This is a genomic window from Pseudomonas sp. G166 (genome assembly GCF_037027455.2).
Lineage (GTDB): Bacteria > Pseudomonadota > Gammaproteobacteria > Pseudomonadales > Pseudomonadaceae > Aquipseudomonas.
Genome location: NZ_CP146985.1, coordinates 1,241,997 through 1,262,684 on the forward strand (window position 1 = coordinate 1,241,997; position 20,688 = coordinate 1,262,684).

The window sequence follows — 20,688 nt, forward strand, 5'->3', positions numbered from 1 at the left end:
GCCCTCGGCTATACTCCCCAGCATTTTCAAGTGCCCGAGGTTTTACTGTGAAGAACTGGACGTTGCGCCAACGTATCCTGGCGAGTTTTGCGGTGATCATCGCCATCATGCTGCTGATGGTGATCGTCTCGTATTCACGGTTGTTGAAAATCCAGGACAGTGAAGAGCGGGTGCGTGCCGATGCGGTGCCGGGGGTGTATTACAGCTCCATGATTCGCGGCGGCTGGGTCGACAGCTACGTCCTGACCCAGCAGATCGTCGGCCTTTCGGGGCATCGAGAAGTCACGGCCGAGGACAAGGCCCGCTACCAGGGCTTCGAGCAACATCTGCGCGAGGAAATCCAGAACTATCAAAAGCTGATCCAGAATCCTGCCGACCAAGCCTCTTTCGACGAGTTCGAAGCCAATCACCAGGCGTTCAACCAGGCATTGGCAAAGGTCCTGGACCTGTATCAGCGCAAGGATTACGAAGGCGCACGGCTGGCCCTGGAGAAAGAGCTGACGCCGGCATGGCTCGACGGTCGGGGGCACTTGAATCACATCATCGAGCGCAATCGCGAGCTGGCGGAACAAGCCACTGGGACCATTGGCGATGCTGTGACGGCGGCCAAAGTAGCCATGGGGCTGTCGTTTCTCGTCGCATTGATTGTCGCCTTACTCTGTGGACTGTTGCTGATGCGCGCGATCATGGCGCCGATGAACCGCATCGTGGAAATCCTCGAGATCATGCGCAGCGGCGACCTGAGTGGACGCTTGAACCTGGCGCGCAAGGATGAGTTCGGCGCGGTGGAAACCGGTTTCAACGACATGATGGCCGAGCTGACATCGTTGGTCGCCCAGGCCCAGCGCTCTTCGGTGCAGGTCACCACCTCGGTGACCGAGATCGCTGCGACTTCCCGCCAGCAGCAGGCCACGGCCACCGAAACCGCCGCCACCACCACCGAAATCGGTGCGACGTCGCGAGAGATTGCCGCCACGTCCCGTGACCTGGTGCGCACCATGACTGAAGTCTCTACTGCTGCCGACCAGGCTTCGGTGGCCGCCGGATCTGGGCAGCAAGGCCTGGCGCGCATGGAAGAAACCATGCATTCGGTGATGGGCGCTGCTGACCTTGTGAACGCCAAGTTGGCGATCCTCAACGAGAAGGCCGGCAACATCAACCAAGTGGTGGTCACCATCGTCAAAGTGGCCGACCAGACCAACCTGCTGTCCCTCAACGCCGCCATCGAGGCCGAGAAAGCCGGCGAGTACGGTCGTGGTTTCGCCGTGGTCGCCACCGAAGTGCGGCGCCTGGCCGACCAGACGGCCGTGGCCACGTATGACATCGAACAGATGGTGCGTGAGATCCAGTCTGCGGTGTCGGCAGGGGTGATGGGCATGGACAAGTTCTCCGAAGAAGTGCGCCGTGGCATGGCCGAGGTGCAACAGATCGGCGAGCAGCTGTCGCAGATCATTCATCAGGTCCAGGCGCTGGCACCGCGGGTATTGATGGTCAACGAGGGTATGCAGGCCCAGGCCACCGGTGCCGAGCAGATCAACCACGCCCTGGTGCAACTGGGCGATGCCAGCAGCCAGACCGTGGAGTCCCTGCGCCAGGCCAGTTCCGCCATCGACGAACTGAGCCAGGTGGCCGTCGGGCTGCGCAGTGGCGTCTCGCGTTTCAAAGTCTGATGAGCGAATTCGAGGCCAGACATGGCGCCGCGTCGGCGGCCCGGAAAATGCTGTTCCTGGTGTTTCGCATCGGTGACGAGCGCTACGCCCTGCAGGCCATCGATGTGGTGGAAGTGCTGCCGCGCCTGCCGCTCAAGCCGATTGCCCGGGCGCCGGCCTGGGTGGCGGGGGTGTTTGCCTGGCGCGGCGCGGTGGTGCCGGTGATCGACCTATGCAGCCTGACCTTCGGCCACAGCGCCGAGGCCCGTACCAGCACACGACTGGTACTGGTGCACTACCGGCACGAAATATCGTCGTCGATGCAGGTACTGGGATTGATCCTGGAGCAGGCTACGGACACCTTGCGCTGCGATCCGGCGGATTTTCGACCCTATGGCTTGGATAATCGACAGGCGCCGTACCTCGGCCCGGTGCGCGAAGATGCCCAGGGGCTGCTGCAATGGGTACGCGTCAATGACCTGCTTGATGAGTCGGTCCGCGGCGTTTTGTTCCCGACGCCGCCGCTGAACCTCGATGATCTCGAGGCCCTGTCATGAACAACGACCAGCGCTTTTTCGATTTCCTCAAGGAACGCATCGGCCTGGATGTCACCTCCGTCGGCACCGCCATCATCGAGCGCGCCCTGCGCCAGCGTACCAGCGCCCAACCGGGGCGAACCGCCGATGAGTATTGGCAATGCCTGCAGCAATCGGCCCAGGAGCAACAAGCGCTGATCGAGGCGGTGATCGTCCCCGAGACGTGGTTCTTTCGCTATCCCGAATCCTTTGCGACCCTGGCCAAGCTGGCCGTCAAGCGTCTGGCCGAGATCCGCCACCTGCGGGCGCTGCGTATCCTCAGCTTGCCGTGTTCCACCGGCGAAGAGCCCTATTCCATTGCCATGGCCCTGCTGGACGCCGGGCTTGGTCCGCATCAATTCAAGGTCGATGGGCTGGACGTCAGCCCGCTGTCGGTCGAGCGGGCCAGGGCCGCTTGCTACGGCAAAAACTCCTTTCGTGGCGCCGACCTGGCTTTTCGCGAGCGGCATTTTATCGCCGACAGTGAAGGCTATCGCCTCACTGAACGGGTGCGCGAACAGGTGCGCTTGCAAGTGGGCAACCTGCTGGATCCGGCCTTGCTGGTGAACGAAGCACCTTATGATTTTGTGTTCTGCCGCAACTTGCTGATCTATTTCGACCAACCGACCCAGCAGCAGGTATTCGAGGTGCTCAAGCGCCTGACCCATCAGGACGGCGTGCTGTTTATCGGCCCCGCCGAGGGCAGTTTGCTCGGGCGCCTGGGCATGCGCTCGATCGGTATTGCCCAGTCGTTCGCTTTCAGCCGCCAAGGCGCGCCCGAGCCACAACCGTTGCCGGTCTTGCTGCCGACCCCATTGCCGGTGCGTCAGCCGCATCGGGTTGTCCCTCCGGCCCCCCGACCTCGGCCGTTTGCCACCAGCGTGACGCCGATTGCCGAACCGAAGAGCAGCGACGCCGCGACATTGCTGGCCCATATTGCTGCCCTGGCCAACAGCGGCAAAAGCGCCGAAGCCCGCGTAGCCTGTGAGCAGTACCTGCGCAGCCACGCACCTGCGGCCCAGGTGTTCTATTGGCTGGGCTTGCTCAGCGACATGGCTGGCAGCGCCCTTGAGGCCCTGGGTTATTATCGCAAGGCGCTTTATCTTGAACCGCAACACGCCGAGGCCCTGGTGCATCTGGCGGCGCTGCTGGCTTCCCAGGGAGACGAGGCCGGAGCCCGTCGATTGCAGGAACGCGCCGCCCGCAGCGGGCGCGCGGCGGACAGTGAGCGTAAACAATGAGCGGTTCGGCTTTCTACAGCGTCACCCATGACGATGCCCAGGCCATCGACGACTGCTGGAATCGCATCGGGGTGCATGGCGACAAATCCTGTGCACTGTTGCCCGAGCATATTCACTGCCGCAATTGCCCGGTGTATTCGGCGGCCGCCACCCGCTTGCTCGACCGCTATGCCTTGCCCCGCGACGACCGGGACCTGGTCCTTGCGCCGGTAGACAGCGATGTCGTCACGCGCTCGCTGTTGCTGTTCCGCCTGGGCGAAGAATGGCTGGCCCTGACCACTCGCAGCCTGGTGGAAGTGGCGCCGTTGCAAGCGATCCACTCGTTGCCGCACCAGCGTTCGCGGGCCTTGTTGGGCGTGGCGAACGTGCGCGGCGCGCTGGTGGCGTGTCTGTCGCTGGTGGAACTGTTGGACCTGGAGCCCGGCGGGACAGCGGTTGCCGGCGGACGAATCATGCCGCGCATGTTGATAGTCGCGGCCCCAGGCGGGCCAGTGGTGGTGCCGGTGGATGAGGTGGACGGCATTCATGCCATTGACGAACGCATTCTGGCGAGTGCGTCGCAATCGGCCGGCAAGTTCACCCGTGGCGTATTGCAGTACAAGGGCCGCAGCCTGCGCTGGCTGGACGAAGAACAGCTACTGTCCGCCGTGACCCGGAGCCTGTCATGACCCCCGATCAGATGCGCGACGCCTCGTTGCTGGAGCTGTTCAGCCTGGAAGCCGAAGCCCAGACCCAAGTACTGAGCGCCGGCCTGCTGGCCCTGGAGCGCGATCCGACCCAGGCCGATCATCTGGAATCGTGCATGCGTGCGGCCCATTCCCTCAAGGGCGCGGCGCGGATTGTCGGGGTCGACGCTGGGGTCAGCGTGGCCCATGTGATGGAAGATTGCCTGGTCAGCGCCCAGGAGCGCCGCTTGGTTCTGAGCGCCGAACACATCGACGCCTTGCTGCAAGGCACTGACCTGCTGACGCGTATCGCTACGCCAGGCAACGACGTCGGCGCCTCGGACGTTGACGTCTACGTGGCGCTGATGGGACGTTTACTCGACCCCAATGCCGCGCAGGCCCCGGCGGCAGTGGCGCCAGCAATCGAACGAGCTGTCGAGCCCGCCCGCGTCGAGTTGCCCGAACCCGAACCGGCCGCAGCAACGGAGCCGGCCCCGAAAACCAAGCGGGTCACCGAAGGCGGCGAGCGGGTCCTGCGGGTCACGGCCGAACGCCTCAACAGCCTGTTGGACCTGTCGAGCAAATCCCTGGTGGAAACCCAGCGCCTCAAGCCCTGGCTGGCGACAATGCAGCGGCTCAAGCGCCAGCAGAGCAACGGCCTGCGCGCCCTGGAAGCGTTAAATCTGCACCTCAAGGACCACGCCCTGAGCTTGCAGGCCCAGGAGGCCTTGGGCGATGCCCGGCGCCTGCTGGCTGAAACCCAGCAATTGCTGGCGCAAAAGCACGCCGAACTGGACGAGTTCGCCTGGCAGGCCAGCCAACGGGCGCAGGTGTTGTACGACACGGCGCTGGCCTGTCGTATGCGCCCGTTTGCCGATGTGCTCTCGGGCCAGGCGCGGATGGTGCGGGACTTGGGCCGCAGCCTGGGCAAACAGGTGCGCCTGGAGATTGAAGGCGAGAAAACCCAGGTCGACCGCGACGTACTGGAAAAGCTCGAAGCGCCGCTGACCCATCTGCTGCGTAACGCCGTGGACCATGGTATCGAAACCCCGGAGCAACGGGTGCTGGCCGGTAAGCCCGCCGAAGGCCTGATCCGCTTGCGGGCGTCCCATCAGGCTGGCCTGCTGGTGCTGGAGCTGGCGGACGACGGCGCCGGCGTGGACCTGGAGCGGGTGCGCCGCAGCATCGTCGCGCGCGGGCTTTCCCTGGAGCAGACCGCCGCCAGTTTGAGCGAAGAAGAGTTGCTGACGTTCCTGTTCCTGCCCGGTTTCAGCCTGCGCGACACAGTCACTGAAGTGTCCGGGCGCGGGGTTGGCCTGGACGCCGTCCAGCACATGGTCCGGCAGTTGCGTGGCGCGGTGGTGCTGGAGCAGACGGCGGGCGAGGGCAGTCGTTTTCACCTCGAGGTGCCGTTGACGCTCTCGGTGGTGCGCAGCCTGGTGGTGGAAGTTGGCGATGAAGCCTATGCCTTTCCCCTGGCCCACATTGAACGCATGTGCGACCTGGCGCCGGAGGACATCGTACAGGTCGAAGGCCGTCAGCATTTCTGGCATGAAGGCCGGCATGTGGGGCTGGTTGCCGCCAGCCAGTTGCTCAATCGCCCGGCCGCGCAGAACAGCGGCCAGACCCTCAAGGTGGTGGTGATTCGCGAGCGCGAGGCGGTCTACGGCGTGGCGGTGGAGCGCTTCATTGGCGAGCGGACCCTGGTAGTGCTGCCCCTGGACGAACGCCTGGGCAAGGTCCAGGACATTTCCGCCGGGGCTTTGCTGGACGACGGCTCGGTGGTGTTGATCGTCGATGTCGAAGACTTGCTGCGCTCGGTGGACAAGCTGCTCGACACCGGACGCCTGGAGCGCATTGCCCGGCAGAACCAGGCCCAGGTCGCGCGCAAGCGGGTCCTGGTGGTGGACGATTCCCTGACCGTGCGCGAGTTGCAACGCAAGCTGTTGCTCAATCGCGGCTACGATGTGGCGGTAGCGGTGGACGGGATGGACGGCTGGAACGCCTTGCGTTCGGAAGACTTCGACCTGCTGATTACTGACATCGACATGCCGCGCATGGACGGCATCGAACTGGTGTCGCTGTTGCGGCGGGACAATCGGTTGCAATCGCTGCCGGTGATGGTGGTGTCCTACAAGGACCGCGAAGAAGACCGCCGCCGTGGTTTGGACGCAGGAGCCGACTATTATTTGGCCAAGGCGAGTTTCCACGATGACGCCTTGCTCGATGCCGTGGTCGAATTGATCGGAGGAGCCCGCGCTTGAAGATCGCCATCGTCAATGACATGCCCCTGGCGGTCGAAGCCTTGCGCCGCGCACTGGCGTTCGAGCCGGCGCATCAACTGGTCTGGGTGGCCGCCAACGGGGCCGAGGCGGTGCAGCGCTGCGCCGAATACACCCCGGACCTGATCCTGATGGACTTGTTCATGCCGATCATGGATGGCGTGGAGGCCACCCGGCGCATCATGGCCCAAACCCCATGCGCCATTGTGATCGTCACCGGTGACAGCCAGCAGAACGTCCACCGGGTGTTCGAAGCGATGGGGCATGGTGCGCTGGATGTGGTCGATACGCCGGCCCTGGGCGTGGGTAATCCCGCGGACGCGGCGGCGCCGTTGTTGCGCAAGATCACCAATATCGGTTGGCTGATCGGCGAACGCGGCAATCGTGAGCACTCCGCCCCGGCGGCCCAGCGTTCCTCCGTATCGCGCAAAAGCCTGGTGGCCATCGGCTCGTCGGCTGGCGGGCCAGCGGCGCTGGAGTTGTTGCTCAAGGCGCTGCCCCGGGACTTTGCCCCGGCCATCGTGCTGGTCCAGCATGTAGACGAAGTCTTTGCCGCCGGCATGGCCGAGTGGCTGAGCAGTGCATCGGGGCACAAGGTCCGCCTGGCGCTGCACGGCGAGACGCCGCAAAGCGGCACGGTGTTGTTGGCCGGGACCAACCACCATCTACGTTTATTGAAGGACGGCACCCTGGCCTACACCGCGGAGCCGGTCAACGAGATATATCGACCCTCCATCGATGTGTTTTTCGAGAGTGTCGCCCAGTTCTGGAGCGGTGATGCGGTGGGCGTTTTGCTCACCGGAATGGGCCGCGACGGTGCACAAGGGCTTAAACTCATGCGTCAGCAGGGCTATGTGACGATCGCCCAGGACCAGCGCAGTAGCGCCGTGTATGGCATGCCCAAAGCGGCGGCGGCCATCGATGCGGCCGCGCAGATTCTTGCGCTGGACAAAATTGCACCACGGCTGGTGGAGATTTTTAGCCAATGATGAACCCTCGTGCTTTTGCCCCAAGCCTTACTCAGGTAAGCCGTCATGAATGATTTACAGCTCGACGATTTCAAGAGTGATGAGAATGCCGCCATGGTCCTGCTCGTCGACGACCAGGCGATGATTGGCGAGGCGGTGCGGCGCGGGCTGTCGAATGAAGACAACATCGACTTCCACTTCTGCTCCGATCCTCACCAGGCCATCGCTCACGCCGTTCGCATCAAGCCAACGGTGATTCTCCAGGATCTGGTGATGCCCGGCCTCGACGGCCTGAACCTGGTGCGCGAATATCGCAACAATCCGGCCACCCGCGACATTCCGATCATTGTCCTGTCCACCAAGGAAGACCCGCTGATCAAGAGCGCCGCGTTTGCCGCTGGCGCCAATGACTACCTGGTCAAATTGCCGGACAACATCGAATTGGTGGCGCGCATCCGTTATCACTCGCGCTCCTACATGATGCTGTTGCAGCGCGACGCGGCCTACCGCGCGCTGCGAGTCAGCCAGCAGCAGTTGCTCGATACCAACCTGGTGCTGCAACGGCTGATGAATTCCGACGGGCTGACCGGGCTGTCGAATCGCCGGCATTTCGATGAGTACCTGGAGCTGGAGTGGCGCAGGGCGATGCGCGACCAGACCCAACTGTCGCTGTTGATGATCGACGTGGATTACTTCAAGGCCTACAACGACAATTTCGGTCACCTGGAGGGCGACGAGGCCCTGCGCAAGGTTGCCACCGCGATTCGTGATGCCTGCAGTCGTCCGTCCGACCTGCCGGCCCGCTACGGTGGTGAGGAGTTCGCTCTGGTCTTGCCCAGCACCTCGCCTGGCGGCGCCCGGCTGATGGCCGAAAAGCTGCGCCAGAGCGTCGTCGCCCTGAAAATCCCGCATACCACTCCCGATGACGATGCAAACCTGACCGTCAGCGTCGGCGTCTCGACCCTCACCCCCCAGCAGGGTAGCGATTGCCGGCAGCTGATTTCGGCGGCGGACAAGGGGTTGTACATGGCCAAGCACAATGGGCGTAATCGGGTGGGCTTCGAATAAACCTCCTGCCGGGCGAAGAGCTATTTGTGGCAAAGGAATGTATCTGTGGCGAGGGGATTTATCCCGCGGGGCTGTGCAGCAGCCCCAATGCAGTCAACTCAATTGGCCTGATACACCGGGTTGTCGGGTTTGAGGGCTGCTTCGCAGCCCCGCGGGGATAAATCCCCTCGCCACAGGGTTGTGTATTTGGCTCGGTCTTGAACCTCATTGCCCCTAAAGCCGCCAGGCGGGCTGCCGCTGGCGTTTGATTACGTTATACTCGCCGGCTTTCAAAAGTTCGCCAACGAGTGCTGCCCGCCATGGAAATCAACCCGATCCTTAACACCATCAAGGACCTGTCCGAGCGCTCCGAAACTATTCGGGGGTATCTTTGACTACGATCAAAAGCATGAGCGTCTGACCGAAGTCAATCGCGAGCTTGAAGATCCGAATGTCTGGAACAACCCGTCCTATGCCCAGGAACTGGGCCGCGAGCGCGCTGCGCTGGCGCAGATCGTCGAGACCCTGGACGAAATGTCCAGCGGTCTGGCCGACTGCCGCGACCTGTTGGACATGGCCGTCGAAGAAAACGATGAAGGCGCGGTCGGCGATGTGGTCGCCGAGCTGACACGTCTCGAGGAGGCTTTGGCCAAACTCGAATTCCGTCGCATGTTCAGCGGCGAGATGGACATGAACAACGCCTACCTGGACATCCAGGCCGGTTCCGGTGGCACCGAGGCCCAGGACTGGGCCAACATCCTGCTGCGCATGTACCTGCGCTGGGCCGACAAACGCGGTTTCGACGCGACCATCATGGAACTGTCGGCCGGTGAAGTCGCCGGGATCAAGGGCGCCACCGTGCACATCAAGGGCGAATACGCCTTTGGCTGGCTGCGTACCGAGATTGGCGTGCACCGCCTGGTGCGCAAGAGCCCGTTCGATTCCGGCAACCGTCGCCACACGTCGTTCTCGGCGGTGTTCGTTTCGCCGGAAATCGATGACAACATCGAAATCGACATCAATCCGGCGGACTTGCGCATCGACACCTACCGTTCCTCCGGGGCCGGTGGTCAGCACGTTAACACCACCGACTCGGCCGTACGGATTACCCACGTACCGACCAACACCGTGGTCAGCTGCCAGAACGAGCGCTCCCAGCACGCCAACAAAGACACCGCGATGAAAATGTTGCGGGCCCGCTTGTATGAGCAGGAAGTGCAGAAGCGCAACGCAGCGTCCCAGGCGTTGGAAGACACCAAATCCGATATCGGTTGGGGTCACCAGATTCGTTCGTACGTACTCGACGCCTCGCGGATCAAAGACCTGCGCACCAGCATCGAACGCAGCGACTGCGACAAGGTGCTCGACGGTGACATCGACGAATACCTGGTGGCGAGCCTCAAACAAGGGCTGTAACGCGACACCCATGCGGCGCACAAGCACGCTTGCTCTAAGGCGCGCGGTTTGTGCGCAAACTCCGGCCCCGGGGCCGGGGGCAACGAACCTGTGATGGAATCATTAAAGACATGAGCGACCTAGAACTCGACCCGCAAGCCCTGCAACAGGAAGAAAACTCCCTGATCGCCCTGCGCAAGGAAAAGCTTGCTGCCGAGCGCGCCAAGGGCCAGGCCTTCCCCAACGACTTCCGCCGCGACGCGTACTGCGACGTCTTGCAGAAGAAGTACGCGGACAAGACCAAGGAAGAGCTGGCCGAGGCGGCGATTCCCGTCAAGGTGGCTGGTCGCATCATGCTCGACCGTGGTTCGTTCATGGTGATCCAGGACATGACCGGGCGCATCCAGGTCTACGTCAACCGCAAGACCCTGCCGGAAGAAACCCTGGCCGCCGTCAAGACCTGGGACCTGGGTGACATCATCGCCGCCGAAGGCACCCTGGCCCGTTCCGGCAAGGGCGACCTGTACGTCGAAATGACCAGCGTGCGCCTGCTGACCAAGTCTCTGCGCCCGCTGCCGGACAAGCACCACGGCCTGACCGACACCGAGCAGCGCTATCGCCAGCGCTACGTCGACCTGATCGTCAACGAAGACGTGCGCCAGACGTTCCGCGTGCGCTCGCAAGTCATCGCCCACATCCGCAGCTTCCTGATGAAGCGTGACTTCCTGGAAGTCGAGACGCCGATGCTGCAGACCATTCCCGGTGGTGCGGCGGCCAAGCCGTTCGAAACCCACCACAACGCCCTGGACATGGAAATGTTCCTGCGCATTGCGCCGGAGCTGTACCTCAAGCGGCTTGTCGTCGGTGGGTTCGAGAAGGTCTTCGAGATCAACCGCAACTTCCGTAACGAAGGTGTTTCGACCCGGCACAACCCCGAGTTCACCATGCTCGAGTTCTACCAGGCCTACGCCGACTACGAAGACAACATGGACCTGACCGAGGAACTGTTCCGCGAGCTGGCGCAGTTGATCCTGGGCAGCACCGACGTGCCGTACGGCGACAAGGTGTTCCACTTTGGCGAGCCGTTCGTGCGCCTGTCGGTGTTCGATTCGATCCTCAAGTACAACCCTGAACTGACCGCCGATGATCTGAACGACATCGACAAGGCCCGTGCCATCGCCAAGAAAGCCGGTGCCAAGGTGCTCGGCTTCGAAGGCCTGGGCAAGCTGCAAGTGATGATTTTCGAAGAGCTGGTGGAGCACAAGCTGGAACAACCGCACTTCATCACCCAGTACCCGTTCGAAGTCTCGCCGCTGGCCCGTCGTAATGACGAGAACCCAAGCGTTACCGACCGTTTTGAGCTGTTCATCGGTGGCCGCGAGATCGCCAACGCCTACTCCGAGCTCAATGATGCCGAAGATCAGGCCGAGCGTTTCATGGCCCAGGTAGCCGACAAGGACGCTGGTGATGATGAAGCCATGCACTACGATGCCGACTTCGTGCGTGCCCTTGAATACGGCATGCCGCCGACCGCTGGCGAAGGTATCGGCATCGATCGCCTGGTGATGTTGCTGACCAACTCACCGTCGATCCGAGATGTGATCCTCTTCCCGCACATGCGGCCTCAAGCGTAAGTGTTTCAAATAAAAAGCCGCCTGGAAGGGCGGCTTTTTATTGCCTGTCTGGTACAAACGTATCAATTGGTTACTTTCGAAATAGCGAGGAAAGACCTGTCGTGAATCGTGCAATGGCTCCAGAAGGTGCAGCGGGCGTCGCCACTGCTGTCGCTGAAAGTGTTCAGTACCAGGGTCGCAAGGCCAGCCGACAGGGCAGTGAACAGCGCCGCCAGGAGATTCTCGATGCGGCCATGCGCATTGTCGTGCGCGATGGCGTGCGGGCAGTGCGCCACCGCGCCGTGGCCGCCGAGGCGGGTGTGCCGCTGTCGGCTACCACCTACTACTTCAAGGACATCGATGACCTGCTCACCGATACCTTCGCTCAGTACGTGGAACGCAGCGCGGCGTTCATGGCCAAACTGTGGACCAACAATGAAGGCCTGCTGCGGGAAATGGTTGCCTACGGGGACGGCAGCGCCGAATCCCGTTCGCAACTGGCCGACGACATTGCCCGGCTGACCGCCGATTACGTGCAGCATCAACTGGACAGTCGTCGCGAGTACCTGATGGCCGAACAGGCGTTCCGCCAAGAGGCGCTGCTCAACCCGCGCCTGGCGGAGTTGGTGCGTTCCCACCAGCAGATCCTGTTGCACGGTACCTGTCAGTTTTTCCAGGTATTGGGCTCGCGCGAACCGCAACAGGATGCCAAAGTGTTGACGGCGATTATCGGACGGATGGAATATCAGGGCTTGCTCAATGGCGCCGAGCCGGTAGCGGCAGAAGAAATGCTCGGCATCCTGACCCGCTACATGCACCTGGTACTGGCGTCGGTGTAACCCCGAACTGATCGTTCCCACGCTCTGCGCGGGAATGAATCCCGTGACGCTCTGCGTCACAGTGGACGCGGAGCGTCCATGGCTGCGTTCCCACGCAGAGCGTGGGAACGATCAAGGACAAGGCGCCGCCTACCATAGGGAGTTCAAATGAAAGCCTGGCGTGCCGTTGTAATGGCCGTGTCGTTGCTGCTGCTCAGTGGCTGTCTGGTATCGTTCAAGGCACCATTGCCCGATAGCGATGCCGCACCGAAGGGCCTGCTCGGGCACTGGACCAGTACCAACGCCTGGGGCGAGCCGTTGAACCTGGAACTGACCGAAATCGGCAAGCACCGCTACCAGGCCATCAGTTATTTCAGGGCCAGGCCCCAGGAGCGCGAAGCTATCCCGCTGACCGTTTCCCGCCATGGCAGCCGCTGGTACCTGTCGGCCAAGGTGCCGGCCCGGTTTGGCGGGCATTATGTGATCGCCGGTTTCGAGTTGACCGACAAGCAAGAGCTGGTGGTCTACAACCTGGACCTGGAACAGGTCAACCAGGCCATCGGCCAGAAGATCCTCAGCGGCCAGCCGAACCAGAGCGAGGAGGGTGATGGCGTACTGGTGGACAGCGACATGAGCAAAGTCTTCAGTTACCTCGATGACCCGGCCAATTCCGATGTGTTCTCGGAGGCCGTGCGCTACCAGCGGCTGGACAAATCCCAATAATTGCAACAAGCGGACGTTTTTTCACAGGAGTTCCGGGTGGACGATTACCAGCAGACGATACGCACCTTGTCCGATCGCATTGTGCTGGCGCAAACGCCGATTCGCATTCTCGACGCGGTGAAATGGGATGACAGCATCCGCAAGGGATTTCTCAAGGCCAAGGGCAAGGAAATGCCCGCCGTGGACCGCGATTATTATCTCAACCGGCCGCTGTCCTTCGACTCCAGCAAGGTGAAGCTGGAGTTCCAGAACATCGAGCGCGACATCACCCGCCAACTCGGGCAGTTCAACCCGGTTGGCCAGATCATGCGCCGCATGTGCAAGGAATACCGCATGGTGGTGCGCATGCTCGAAGCACGCGGCACCGAGGATTTCGGGCTGATCTCCCAGGAGCTGTACGGCGCTGCCTCCGACGCTTTTCACGCCGGCGACCCGACTTTGGCCGACTTGGGCCTGATGTTGTCCGACTATCTGAACAACATCGATGGCCGTGGCGATTTGAAGGACGAACCGAAGATCCTCACCGCCAAGGACGCCGTCAGCCTGCTGCAACATCGCCTCAACCGGGTATTCGGCGAAGCCGAGGAAACCATCCGGGTGTTTGAGTCCGACGGGATCGTGGCCGATGCCGCGGCGGGCGCCGACTACATCAAGATCCGCACCGATGCGATGTTCAACGAGCGTGACGTGCGGGCCCTGGAGGTCCACGAAGGGCTGGTGCACGTCGGCACCACCCTCAACGGCCTGAACCAGCCGATCTGCACCTTCCTGTCCAAGGGGCCACCGTCGTCCACCGTGACCCAGGAAGGCCTGGCGATCCTGATGGAAATCATCACCTTCGCTTCCTATCCGAGTCGCCTGCGCAAACTCACCAACCGTACCCGGGCCATTCATATGGTGGAGGAGGGGGCCGATTTCCTGCAGATATTCGAGTTCTTCCGCGAGCAGGGTTTTGAAATGGCCGAAAGCTACGGCAACGCCAGTCGGGTTTTCCGTGGCTCGGTGCCGACCGGTCTGCCATTCACCAAAGACTTGTCCTACCTCAAGGGCTTCATCATGGTTTACAACTACATTCAGTTGGCCGTGCGCAAGGGCAAGCTGGAACAGGTACCGCTGTTGTTCTGCGGCAAGACCACCCTCGAGGACATGCGTACCCTGCGGCAACTGGTGGATGAAGGCCTGGTCGTGCCGCCCAAATACCTGCCCGAGCAGTTCCGCGACATGAACGCGCTGTCGGCCTGGATGTGTTTCTCCAACTTCCTGAACCATCTGAGCCTGGACCGGATCGAGGCGGATTATTCCAATATCCTTTAATCACAACACCAACCCCCTGTGGGAGCGGGCTTGCTCCCGATAGCGCCAGTTCAGCCAATATAGCTGTGACTGACCTACTGCTATCGCGAGCAAGCTCGCTCCCACAGGGGGGCTGCGTTTAACTTCTGACTCGCGAGGTTTCACCGGATGCGAACCCTCGGCATCTTATGCCTGCTGCTGGCCCTGAGCGGTTGCAGCTCCCTGCTGTTCTACCCCGAGCACGGCCTGCCGTTCACCCCGCAGCGGGCCAAGCTCGAGTACCGCGACGTGACCCTGACCACCGCCGACGGTCTCAAGCTCCACGGCTGGTGGCTGCCGGTCAAACAAGGCTTGGCGGTCAAGGGCACGGTGCTGCACTTGCACGGCAACGGCGGCAACCTGGCCTGGCACCTGGGTGGGAGCTGGTGGTTGCCTGAGCAGGGCTATCAGGTCTTGATGATTGACTACCGCGGTTATGGCTTGTCCGAAGGCGAGCCGAGCCTGCCGGCGATTTACCAGGACATCGACGCGGCGTTCAAATGGCTCGACCAGTCGCCCGAAGTCCAAGGCAAGCCGCTGGTGCTGCTCGGCCAGAGCCTGGGCGGCGCGCTGGCGGTGCACTATCTGGTCGAGCATCCGCAACGCCAACAGCAACTCAAGGCCCTGATACTGGATGGCGTGCCGGCCAGCTATCGCGACGTCGGGCGTTTCGCCCTGAGCACTTCGTGGTTGACCTGGGCGTTCCAGGTGCCGCTGTCCTGGCTGGTGCCCGACGGTGACAGCGCGATCGCCTCCGTGGCGCAACTGACCGGCGTACCGAAGCTGATCTACCACAGCCTGGATGACCCCATCGTGCCTCTTTCCAATGGCATCCGTCTGTATCAAGCTGCGCCGCCGCCGCGGGTCCTGCAGCTGACCCGCGGCGGGCATGTGCAAACGTTCGCCGACCCGGTCTGGCGCACGGTGATGCTGCGCTACCTCGACGACCCCCAGCACTTCGACGGCCTGCGCCGCCTGGGTGAAGTGCCGAATTATCCGAAATCACCTGTTGAATCTCCAGAGAGCCCGCAATGAGCGAAGAACGTAACGCCATCCCCCTGATCATCACCGGTATCTGCAGCATCCTCGGCACCGTCGGGGTGCTCTGGTACTACGGTTACCTGCACTTCGCCAAACCCGAGGACGCCTTGCTGCTCAACCAATTCACCATGCTCAAGACCGTGCCGGGCGAAGACTACAAAGTCGCCCTGGAACCGGCGCCCCAGGTGGCCCAGTGCATCGACGGTGTACTGGTGCTGTTCGATACCGAACAGAAAGGCCTGACCGGCGTGCTGATCAACGAGAAGAAGCGCGCGGTGCGTTGCATGGGCCAGGAAACGCCACAGAAGCTTCAGCCGTAACCAAATCCCAAGGACGCCACCATTCCCTTGTGGGAGCGAGCTTGCTCGCGATAGCGGTGGATCAGTCAGCGCCGATGTCGACTGACCTGCCGCTATCGCGAGCAAGCTCGCTCCCACAGGGCATGTGTACAGCCCACCTTATGCGGGCATGAAAAAGCCCCGCCCGATTAACTCAGGCGGGGCTTTTCAGTTGCAGTCAGCGAGTCAGTTGGCGCTCATGGTCGAACGCGGGGCTACTGGCTGGTTGTCGTTGGAGATGGTCACTTCCACCCGACGGTTCATGGCACGGCCCGAGACGCTAGTGTTGTCGGCCACCGGAAATTCCTTGCCGTAACCCTGGGTCACGATGCGCGCCGGATCGACGCCCATTTTCATCAGCGCGAGTTGCACGGAGCCGGCACGACGCTCGGACAGCGACTGGTTGTAGGAATCCGAACCGGTGCTGTCGGTGTAGCCTTCGATGATCACCTTACGGTCCGGGTTTTCCTGGAGGAACTGCGCCAGTTTGCTCACGTTCGTCATACCGCTGGCGCGCAGGTCGGATTTGTTGGTGGCGAACAGCACGTCGCCGAAGGTCACCAGGGTGCCGCGCTCGGTCTGCTTGGCGTTCAGGCTGTCCTGCAATTGCTTAATCTGCGCATTACGCGCGTCGAGCAAGGCGCGGGCACGTTCGTCACCGGCGTTTTTCAGCTCGGCTTCGGCGTTGCGCAGGGCAATGGTCTGCTTGGCCACTTCGACGCGTTGGTTGGTCAGGTAGGCCAACTGGTCGACCTTGGCTTCGTCTTCCTTGTCCATATAGGCCTTGTCAGCCTTGGCCAGGAAGTCGGCGGCGTCCTTGGTTTCCAGTGCAGCTACTTTCGTCGCCGCCGGGTCAGCCTGCAGACCGTTGTAGTTGGTGCGAGCCTGTTCCAGGTTCGCGTTCGGGTCGTGGGAGCAAGCGGCCAGGGCTACGCAGGCAGCGAGCAGGGCGGGCATCATCAAGTGTTTGTGCATCATAATCTGTCGTCCTTTTATCAATGAGAAGTACGTCGTGGCGTGAACGGTTTACTGAACCTTGTTCATGCCTTCCTGACGCAGTTCCTGAACCCCTTTCTGAGAGTCCTTGAGGGCTTGTTCGGCCTTGGCGGCCTGAGCCTTGCGCTCGGCGACACGGGCGTCCCACTCGGCCTGTTCGGCCAGACGCTTGGCTTCGTCATACTTCTTGTCGTGCATGGCGATCTCGGCCTGCTTGAGCTTGTCCTGGGCCGACTTCATTTCCACCGCGGCGAATTCGGTACCGCCGGCGCTGACGGCGCTGTTGACCGCCGATTGGGTCACCGCGTACTGCTCCGAAGGTGGATTGCCGGCGCAACCGGCGAGGATGAAGCTGCTACCGATAGCCAGGGCAGCCAACTTCAGGCCACGCAGGCCAGTGGATGAGGGTTTGGCAGTGCAGGTATTCATAGGCTTCAACTCCATTGGAAAACTCCTGAAAAACAACTGATCCATGCTGGTACCGAAGCCGTGACGTCTGTTTTTGGCGCTGGCGCCAGGGCACGTTTATTTAAACGCCCGTTCCAGTATGGTTACTCGGTGTGACCCGAGGCGTTTTTCAAAAGTTCAGAGAAGATGGCCAATCGCCAAAAGAATTGCTGACTGAACGGTCAGCGCGCGAAAAGCTGAACTTTCCAGGCGCGCAGCGGTATTCCCGGCGCTGCAGGAGCAGGGAGCAGCGCCGGGATGTCGCTTTCTGGGGTGGAAGAATCAGTGTTTGGGCTTGTCGTCCTGCGAGGACAGTTCGTGCAGATGCCGGCGAGACAAGGCGAGGAATCGCGGGGTCGGGCCCACGTCTTCGTACAGCGGGTCACCTTCTTCATCGGTGGCCACCACCTGCGAACCCTTGATGTAGGGAAAGCTCGCTTCCAACTCCTCCAACGCCGCGCCGATCAACTCACCCAGCAGTTCTTCGGGGTGGCGCTTGGGGTACATGTCGCAGATCGCGGCCAGGCGTGCGGCGGCCTCTACGTCCAGGTGAATCGTATAGCCGGTCTGGGTCAGGCGACCCTTGGCGTTTTCTTCCCAATGCTGGGCGAGCTCACGGATTTTCATGATGGCCTCAATAAGCCTGCTCGTGGCAGGCGCGGTGAGTGGCAAGCCGTTGTGTGGCTTATTCATGAGACTAGCTTTGTCCTGCAAGGTTTAAAGTCCCTTCGTCGCTTGTCATACACGGCTGGCATCGGCACTCTTTGTCTCAAGTGCATCTGTCTCAAATGCATCTATCTCATGCGTCTAACCCGATCGCTGTCCGGACCTTTTTGCTGGAGACCTGCTGATGACCGATATCGATGCCCGCTTGCGCGAGGATGTTCACCTGCTCGGCGAGCTGCTGGGCAACACCATCCGCGAACAGTACGGGGACACGTTTCTCGACAAGATCGAGCAGATCCGCAAGGGTGCCAAGGCTGACCGACGTGGTTCCGTGGACGCCGAACTCAGCGCCAGCCTCAACCAATTGAGCGAAGACGAACTGCTGCCGGTGGCGCGGGCGTTCAACCAGTTCCTCAACCTGGCCAACATTGCGGAGCAATACCAACTTATCCATCGCCGCGAAGAGTCGCAGCCCGAACCCTTCGAGGCGCGGGTGTTGCCCGAGCTGCTCGCCCGGTTGCGGGCCGAGGGCCATGGTGCCGAGTCCCTGGCGCGGCAATTGGGCCGGCTGGAGATCGAGCTGGTCCTCACGGCTCACCCGACGGAAGTGGCCCGTCGCACGCTGATCCAGAAATACGACGCCATCGCCGCGCAACTGGCGGCCCAGGATCATCGCGACCTGACCAGTGCCGAGCGCGCGCAGATCCATGAACGCCTGCAACGACTGATCGCCGAAGCCTGGCACACCGAAGAGATCCGCCGTACCCGCCCGACCCCAGTGGACGAGGCCAAATGGGGCTTTGCGGTGATCGAGCATTCGCTATGGCAAGCCATCCCCAATTACCTGCGCAAGGCCGACCAGGCGTTGCACACCGCCACCGGGCTGCGCCTGCCATTGGAGGCCGCGCCGATCCGCTTTGCTTCGTGGATGGGCGGCGACCGTGACGGCAACCCGAATGTCACCGCCGCCGTGACCCGCGAGGTGCTGTTGCTGGCGCGCTGGATGGCGGCGGACCTGTACCTGCGCGACGTCGATCACCTGGCCGCCGAGCTGTCCATGCAGCACGCCAGCGAGGCCTTGCGTGCCCAGGCGGGCGACAGCGCCGAACCCTATCGTGCGGTGCTCAAGCAATTGCGCGAGCGCCTGCGTGCTACCCGCAACTGGGCCCAAGCCTCCTTGAAGGCGCCCACGCCAGCCAGCGCCGAAGTGTTGCAATTCAACCGCGAACTGCTCGATCCCTTGGAGCTGTGCTACCACTCCCTGCACGAATGCGGCATGGGCGTGATCGCCGACGGACCACTGCTCGATTGCTTGCGTCGGGCGGTGACCTTCGGGCTGTTCCTGGTGCGCCTCGATGTGCGCCAGGACTCGACTCGCCACACCGCCGCCATGACCGAAATCACCGATTACCTGGGTTTGGGTCGCTATGAGGATTGGAGCGAGGAGCAGCGCATCAGCTTCTTGCTGGACGAGTTGAACAACCGACGCCCGCTGCTGCCCGCCCATTTCAAACCGTCGGCCGATACGGCGGAAGTCCTGGCTACATGCCGGGAAGTGGCGGCGGCACCGGCGGCGTCCCTGGGCTCGTACGTAATCTCCATGGCCGGCGCGGCCTCCGATGTACTGGCGGTGCAACTGCTGTTGAAAGAATCCGGCGTGTTGCGGCCGATGCGGGTGGTGCCGCTGTTCGAAACCCTGGCCGACCTGGACAACGCTGGGCCGGTGATCGAGCGCTTGCTGCTGTTGCCTGGCTATCGCTCACGGCTGCAAGGGCCCCAGGAAGTGATGATCGGCTATTCCGACTCGGCCAAGGACGCTGGGACCACGGCGGCGGCCTGGGCGCAATATCGTGCCCAGGAACGGCTGGTGGACATCTGCCGCGAACAGCAAGTCGAACTGCTGTTGTTCCACGGTCGCGGTGGCACCGTGGGCCGTGGCGGCGGCCCGGCCCATGCGGCGATCCTGTCCCAGCCGCCGGGCTCGGTGGCCGGGCGTTTCCGTACCACTGAACAGGGTGAAATGATTCGTTTCAAATTCGGCCTGCCGGACATCGCCGAACAGAACCTCAACCTGTACCTCGCCGCTGTGCTTGAGGCGACCTTGCTGCCGCCGCCGCCACCCACGCCCCAGTGGCGGCATCTGATGGACGAACTGGCCGCCGACGGCGTCAGCGCCTACCGCGCCGTAGTGCGGGAGAATCCGCAATTCGTCGAGTACTTCCGTCAATCCACGCCGGAACAGGAACTCGGACGCCTGCCCCTGGGCAGTCGCCCGGCCAAGCGTCGCGCTGGCGGCATCGAAAGCCTGCGGGCGATCCCGTGGATCTTCGGCTGGACCCAGACCCGCCTGATGCTGCCAGCCTGGCTCGGCTGGGAAACCGCCCTGAGCAAGGCCCTGGAGCGCGGCGAAGGCGAGCTGCTGGGGCAGATGCGCGAACAGTGGCCGTTCTTCCGTACCCGCATCGATATGCTGGAGATGGTGCTGGCCAAGGCTGACGCCGACATTGCGCGCTCCTACGATGAGCGTTTGGTGGAGCCTGGGCTGCGACCTTTGGGTGCGCATTTACGCGACCTATTGTCGCAGGCGTGCTCGGTGGTTTTGGGGTTGACCGGTCAGTCGCAACTACTGGCACATAGCCCTGCCACGCTGGAATTCATTCGCTTGCGCAACACCTACCTCGATCCGCTGCACCTGTTGCAGGCCGAACTGCTGGCACGCTCGCGCCAGCAGGAGGTTGCCCAGGGCAGCCCCGTGGAACAGGCGTTGCTGGTGTCTGTGGCGGGGATTGCCGCCGGTTTGCGCAATACCGGCTAAGGTTAGCCAGCGCGCCGAAACGGCTCGCCCGGTGTTCCCGGGCGTGGTCCGGGAGGGGCGCCAGCGGGGCGGCGAGG

Annotated in this window: 18 protein-coding genes and 1 pseudogene; 15 read left to right on the plus strand and 4 right to left on the minus strand. The window is 62.4% G+C overall.

What is annotated here, in order from left to right; translation table 11 throughout:
* Positions 1-47: 47 nt before the first annotated feature.
* The 14 genes from SGN16_RS05450 to SGN16_RS05515 all read left to right on the plus strand — a co-directional run bounded on the left by SGN16_RS05450 (position 48) and on the right by SGN16_RS05515 (position 15,669).
* Positions 48-1,670 carry a methyl-accepting chemotaxis protein gene (locus tag SGN16_RS05450; RefSeq protein ID WP_210643010.1) on the plus strand — a complete coding sequence of 541 codons (1,623 nt, stop codon included), beginning with the start codon at positions 48-50 and terminating at the stop codon, positions 1,668-1,670.
* Positions 1,670-2,206 carry a chemotaxis protein CheW gene (locus tag SGN16_RS05455; RefSeq protein ID WP_210643011.1) on the plus strand — a complete coding sequence of 179 codons (537 nt, stop codon included), beginning with the start codon at positions 1,670-1,672 and terminating at the stop codon, positions 2,204-2,206. The genes SGN16_RS05450 and SGN16_RS05455 overlap by 1 nt, the downstream gene beginning before the upstream one ends.
* On the plus strand, positions 2,203-3,465 hold the full coding sequence (locus SGN16_RS05460; RefSeq protein WP_210643012.1) for a protein-glutamate O-methyltransferase CheR: 1,263 nt from the start codon (positions 2,203-2,205) through the stop codon (positions 3,463-3,465). Before SGN16_RS05455 ends, SGN16_RS05460 begins: the two co-directional genes overlap by 4 nt.
* Entirely contained in the window at positions 3,462-4,133 is a 672-nt protein-coding gene (locus SGN16_RS05465) for a chemotaxis protein CheW (protein ID WP_335943476.1), read from the plus strand. The genes SGN16_RS05460 and SGN16_RS05465 overlap by 4 nt, the downstream gene beginning before the upstream one ends.
* On the plus strand, positions 4,130-6,394 hold the full coding sequence (locus SGN16_RS05470; protein ID WP_335943477.1) for a hybrid sensor histidine kinase/response regulator: 2,265 nt from the start codon (positions 4,130-4,132) through the stop codon (positions 6,392-6,394). Before SGN16_RS05465 ends, SGN16_RS05470 begins: the two co-directional genes overlap by 4 nt.
* The gene (locus SGN16_RS05475) at positions 6,391-7,401 is read left to right on the plus strand and encodes a chemotaxis response regulator protein-glutamate methylesterase (RefSeq protein WP_335943478.1); all 1,011 of its coding nucleotides are present in this window, start codon (positions 6,391-6,393) and stop codon (positions 7,399-7,401) included. Before SGN16_RS05470 ends, SGN16_RS05475 begins: the two co-directional genes overlap by 4 nt.
* A 45-nt stretch (positions 7,402-7,446) precedes the next feature.
* Positions 7,447-8,448 (plus strand): diguanylate cyclase, encoded by a 1,002-nt coding sequence (locus SGN16_RS05480; protein WP_210643016.1) that lies wholly within the window; start codon positions 7,447-7,449, stop codon positions 8,446-8,448.
* A gap of 299 nt (positions 8,449-8,747) precedes the next feature.
* A protein-coding gene (gene prfB, locus SGN16_RS05485) for a peptide chain release factor 2 (RefSeq protein ID WP_210643017.1) occupies positions 8,748-9,843 on the plus strand; the annotation gives its coding sequence in 2 pieces (ribosomal slippage) (positions 8,748-8,819 and positions 8,821-9,843; 1,095 coding nt in all).
* 110 nt (positions 9,844-9,953) lie between these two features.
* A complete protein-coding gene (lysS, locus tag SGN16_RS05490) occupies positions 9,954-11,456 on the plus strand; it encodes a lysine--tRNA ligase (RefSeq protein WP_210643018.1) in 1,503 nt (500 codons plus the stop codon).
* Positions 11,457-11,557: 101 nt separating this feature from the next.
* Positions 11,558-12,274, plus strand: coding sequence for a TetR family transcriptional regulator (locus SGN16_RS05495; RefSeq protein ID WP_210643019.1), 717 nt, complete (start codon positions 11,558-11,560; stop codon positions 12,272-12,274).
* 147 nt (positions 12,275-12,421) lie between these two features.
* On the plus strand, positions 12,422-12,976 hold the full coding sequence (locus SGN16_RS05500) for a hypothetical protein (RefSeq protein WP_210643020.1): 555 nt from the start codon (positions 12,422-12,424) through the stop codon (positions 12,974-12,976).
* Positions 12,977-13,012: 36 nt separating this feature from the next.
* Complete coding sequence (locus SGN16_RS05505) at positions 13,013-14,290, plus strand: flavohemoglobin expression-modulating QEGLA motif protein (RefSeq protein WP_109753678.1); 1,278 nt, start codon at positions 13,013-13,015, stop codon at positions 14,288-14,290.
* A gap of 147 nt (positions 14,291-14,437) precedes the next feature.
* Complete coding sequence (locus tag SGN16_RS05510; RefSeq protein WP_335943479.1) at positions 14,438-15,343, plus strand: alpha/beta hydrolase; 906 nt, start codon at positions 14,438-14,440, stop codon at positions 15,341-15,343.
* Entirely contained in the window at positions 15,340-15,669 is a 330-nt protein-coding gene (locus tag SGN16_RS05515) for a hypothetical protein (protein ID WP_135843889.1), read from the plus strand. The genes SGN16_RS05510 and SGN16_RS05515 overlap by 4 nt, the downstream gene beginning before the upstream one ends.
* Positions 15,670-15,687: 18 nt before the next feature.
* On the opposite strand, the pseudogene SGN16_RS05520 reads toward SGN16_RS05515, so the two are convergent.
* From SGN16_RS05520 to SGN16_RS05535, 4 genes and pseudogenes are all read right to left on the minus strand, one after another.
* Positions 15,688-15,801: pseudogene (locus tag SGN16_RS05520) on the minus strand (DUF4381 domain-containing protein); the annotation flags it as partial.
* 72 nt (positions 15,802-15,873) lie between these two features.
* Entirely contained in the window at positions 15,874-16,662 is a 789-nt protein-coding gene (locus tag SGN16_RS05525; RefSeq protein WP_210645113.1) for an OmpA family protein, read from the minus strand.
* 51 nt (positions 16,663-16,713) lie between these two features.
* Positions 16,714-17,127 (minus strand): DUF4398 domain-containing protein, encoded by a 414-nt coding sequence (locus tag SGN16_RS05530; protein ID WP_003198164.1) that lies wholly within the window; start codon positions 17,125-17,127, stop codon positions 16,714-16,716.
* Positions 17,128-17,412: 285 nt separating this feature from the next.
* A complete protein-coding gene (locus SGN16_RS05535) occupies positions 17,413-17,757 on the minus strand; it encodes a pilin assembly protein (RefSeq protein WP_210643022.1) in 345 nt (114 codons plus the stop codon).
* A 223-nt stretch (positions 17,758-17,980) separates the two neighbouring features.
* On the opposite strand from SGN16_RS05535, the gene ppc reads away from it, so the two are divergent.
* Positions 17,981-20,611 carry a phosphoenolpyruvate carboxylase gene (gene ppc, locus SGN16_RS05540; RefSeq protein ID WP_210643023.1) on the plus strand — a complete coding sequence of 877 codons (2,631 nt, stop codon included), beginning with the start codon at positions 17,981-17,983 and terminating at the stop codon, positions 20,609-20,611.
* The last annotated feature ends 77 nt before the right edge of the window (positions 20,612-20,688 follow it).

What these genes read in the sequence shown, in the direction of transcription:
- SGN16_RS05480 (WP_210643016.1), top strand. Translation starts at nt 7,447, where the DNA reads ATGAATGATTTACAGCTCGACGATTTCAAGAGTGATGAGAATGCCGCC.
- SGN16_RS05465 (WP_335943476.1), top strand. Translation starts at nt 3,462, where the DNA reads ATGAGCGGTTCGGCTTTCTACAGCGTCACCCATGACGATGCCCAGGCC.
- SGN16_RS05535 (WP_210643022.1), bottom strand. Translation starts at nt 17,757, where the DNA reads ATGAAAATCCGTGAGCTCGCCCAGCATTGGGAAGAAAACGCCAAGGGT.
- SGN16_RS05510 (WP_335943479.1), top strand. Translation starts at nt 14,438, where the DNA reads ATGCGAACCCTCGGCATCTTATGCCTGCTGCTGGCCCTGAGCGGTTGC.
- SGN16_RS05500 (WP_210643020.1), top strand. Translation starts at nt 12,422, where the DNA reads ATGAAAGCCTGGCGTGCCGTTGTAATGGCCGTGTCGTTGCTGCTGCTC.
- SGN16_RS05455 (WP_210643011.1), top strand. Translation starts at nt 1,670, where the DNA reads ATGAGCGAATTCGAGGCCAGACATGGCGCCGCGTCGGCGGCCCGGAAA.
- SGN16_RS05515 (WP_135843889.1), top strand. Translation starts at nt 15,340, where the DNA reads ATGAGCGAAGAACGTAACGCCATCCCCCTGATCATCACCGGTATCTGC.
- SGN16_RS05470 (WP_335943477.1), top strand. Translation starts at nt 4,130, where the DNA reads ATGACCCCCGATCAGATGCGCGACGCCTCGTTGCTGGAGCTGTTCAGC.
- lysS (WP_210643018.1), top strand. Translation starts at nt 9,954, where the DNA reads ATGAGCGACCTAGAACTCGACCCGCAAGCCCTGCAACAGGAAGAAAAC.
- ppc (WP_210643023.1), top strand. Translation starts at nt 17,981, where the DNA reads ATGACCGATATCGATGCCCGCTTGCGCGAGGATGTTCACCTGCTCGGC.
- SGN16_RS05530 (WP_003198164.1), bottom strand. Translation starts at nt 17,127, where the DNA reads ATGGAGTTGAAGCCTATGAATACCTGCACTGCCAAACCCTCATCCACT.
- SGN16_RS05460 (WP_210643012.1), top strand. Translation starts at nt 2,203, where the DNA reads ATGAACAACGACCAGCGCTTTTTCGATTTCCTCAAGGAACGCATCGGC.
- SGN16_RS05525 (WP_210645113.1), bottom strand. Translation starts at nt 16,662, where the DNA reads ATGCACAAACACTTGATGATGCCCGCCCTGCTCGCTGCCTGCGTAGCC.